The following is a 2,843-nucleotide window of genomic DNA, read 5'->3' on the forward strand; positions in this document are numbered from 1 at the left end:
CCCCACCTCCGCCCGCAACGCCACGAACTCCGCCAACCCCCGCGTCCCGATCTGCTCCCGCTCCCCGGGAAGCTCGACCGGCAGGTCGAGGATCACGCGTGAGCCGGGGCCGGCCGAGAGGACGACCACCCGGTCCCCCACGTACACGCTCTCGTCGATGTCGTGGGTGACGAACACGATCGTCGTGCCCTCGGTCCGGTGGACCTCCAGCAGGAGGTCCTCCAGGTCCTCGCGGGTCTGGGCGTCGAGGGAGCCGAAGGGCTCGTCCATGAGCAGCAGGGACGGGCGGCACACCAGGGCACGGGCTATGGCGACACGTTGCTGCATACCGCCGGAGAGCTGCCAGGGATGCCGGCGCCCCGCGTCGCGAAGACCCACCCGGGCCAGCATCCGCTCGGCCTCCGCCCGCCGCTGCGCGCGCCCGAGTCCCCGCCGCCGCAACGGAAGCGCGACGTTCTCGCGGACCGAGAGCCAGGGGAAGAGGGACCGCCCGTAGTCCTGGAAGACGACGGCCAGCCGGTCCGGCACACCGGTGACCGGTGCCCCGTCGACCCGGACGGTCCCCTCCCGTACGGGCAGCAGTCCCGCGACGGTCCGCAGCAGCGTCGACTTGCCGCAGCCGGACGGCCCGACGACACACAGGAGCTGGCCGTCAGGCACGGTGAGGGTGATGTCGTGCAGGACGGGGTGGTCGCCGTACCACTGGCCGAGCGAGTCGAGGCGCAGCATGCGGGCCGCTCACCTGTCCCCGGCGTCGAACGTGCTGTCGACCGCCCGGACGTGCAGCAGGAAGGGCCCGTCGTCGGCGTGGCCGCCGAGGGCCCGGTCGAGCGCGACGGGGAGTTCGGCGGCCTTCTCCACGTACGCGGCCGGGCAGCCGAAGCCCTCCGCCACCTGTGCGAAGTCGATGCCCCCGATGGCCGTACCGGGCACGGGCACGATGCCGATGCGGTGGCCGAGGGCGCGGACGGCCGCGTATCCGCCGTTGTCGAGGAGGACGTACGAGACGGGCACGCGGTGCCGGGCGGCGGTCCACAGGGCCTGTACGGAGTACAGCGTCGAGCCGTCGCCGATCAGGCACGCCACCCGCCGCCGGTCGGCCAGCGCGCGCCCGACGGCGAGCGGCAGCCCCCAGCCGAGCGCCCCGCTGCCCGTGGTGAGGAACCCGCCCGCCGCGTCGACGCGCACGCGCGCGTGGAGCGTGTCGCGGTGGCTGGGTGCCTCCTCGACGAGGACGCGGTCGCGCGGCAGCCGTTCCTGGACGAGGTCGAACACCAGCTCCGGCGTGATCGTGCCGTCGTCGGGAACGCGGGCGGGCGGTGGAGCCGGGCGGGGAGGCGGTGGCTCGCGGTCCGACTGCCCGACCAGTGCGGCGAGTTGCGCGACGGCCGGTTTCAGGGTCGTGACGATGCTCGTGCCCGTCGGCAGCCATGCCGCCTGTCCCGGATCGCAGTCGAGGTGGAAGAGCTCGGTGCCGTCGGACAGCGGCGGGCCCTCCGTGTGGAAGTGGTACGTGAACAGGGGCGCCCCCAGGGCCACCACCACGTCGTACGCCGCCAGGCGGGCCGCCAGCCGGTCGGCCGCGGGCGGCAGGAACCCCTGGAAGAGCGCGTGCGACTCCGGGAAGCCGGAGCGTCCTGACAGCGGGCTGATCCAGACGGCGGCGCGGGTGCGTTCGGCGAGGGCGCGGACCTCGGCGGTCGCGTGTTCGTCGTCGACTCCGGGCCCGACGACCAGCGCGGGCCGCTCGCACGCGTCGAGGCGCCGCGCGAGGGCGGCCAGGACGCTCGCGTCGGCGGTGAACGTGCCGTGCACCACGCGCGGTTCGACGGGCGCGGCCGGCTGGTCCCAGTCGTCCTCGGGGACGGAGACGAAGACGGGACCGCGCGGGTGCGTCATGGCGAGGCGGTGGGCCTCCGCGAGCACGGCCGGGACGTCGGCCGCGCGGTCCGGCTGGCGGCTCGACTTCACGTACGGGCGCGGGAACGTGACCGGGTCGTCCGCTCCGAGGAACGGCCTGAGCTGGGTCAGCGAGCGGGACTGCTGGCCGGCCAGCACGACGAGGGGGACGCGGTCGCGGTACGCGTTGAAGACGGCGCCCAGGGAGTGGCCCACGCCGCCCGCCGAGTGAAGGCTGACGAGAGCCGCCCGGCCGGTGCCCAGTGCGTGTCCTGCGGCCATGCCCACGGCCACGGACTCCTGTAGTCCCAACACATAGGTGAAGTCGTCGGGCCAGTCGCGGAACATCCGCAGTTCCGTGGAGCCGGGGTTGCCGAAGACGGTGGTCATGCCGGTGTCGCGGCACAGCCGGACGACGGCGTCCAGGACGGTTCCCGCCGCACGGGTCGGTCCCGTCTGCGGCTTCATGCCTGCCTCCTTCTTCCGCCCAGCAGTCGCTTCTCGACCGCCAGCAGGCCGGTGTTGAGTACGTGTCCCAGTACGCCGAGCAGCACCAGCGTGGCCCACACGGTGAGCAGGTCCGAGCGCGACTGGGCGTCGGTGAGGGTGAAGCCGATGCCGTTGGCCGTGCCGGGCAGCAACTCCGAGAAGACCATGAGGATGAGGGAGAGCGAAAGGCTCAGGCGCAGGCCCGCGAAGATACGGGGCAGCGCCGAGGGCAGGAGGACGAGCCACAGCCGTTCCGGCGCCGTCAGGCGCAGTACGGCGGCCACTTCGAGGCGGAGGGGGTCGGTGTTGCGGACGCCTTCCGCCGTGTTGATCAGTACCGGCCAGACGGCGCTGACGACGATCGACGTGAGCTGCATCGGGGTGCCGAAGTCGAGGACGACGACGAAGACGGGGACCAGGGCGGGGGGTGGGACGTCTCTTAATCACATCTGACG

General features: G+C 73.2%; 2 protein-coding genes and 1 pseudogene. All 3 read right to left on the minus strand.

Annotated elements, in window-relative coordinates; all coding sequences use genetic code 11:
* Positions 1-729, minus strand: a 729-nt coding sequence (locus AOK01_RS33405) for an ABC transporter ATP-binding protein (RefSeq protein WP_055518324.1), incomplete at its 3' end; no start/stop codon positions are given.
* Positions 730-738: 9 nt separating this feature from the next.
* On the minus strand, positions 739-2,367 hold the full coding sequence (mdlC, locus tag AOK01_RS33410; protein ID WP_055518326.1) for a benzoylformate decarboxylase: 1,629 nt from the start codon (positions 2,365-2,367) through the stop codon (positions 739-741).
* A pseudogene (locus AOK01_RS33415) lies at positions 2,364-2,810 on the minus strand (ABC transporter permease); the annotation flags it as partial. The gene mdlC and the pseudogene AOK01_RS33415, both read right to left, overlap by 4 nt.
* Positions 2,811-2,843: the final 33 nt, after the last annotated feature.

This window comes from Streptomyces aurantiacus (assembly GCF_001418335.1).
Classification (GTDB): Bacteria; Actinomycetota; Actinomycetes; order Streptomycetales; family Streptomycetaceae; genus Streptomyces; species Streptomyces aurantiacus.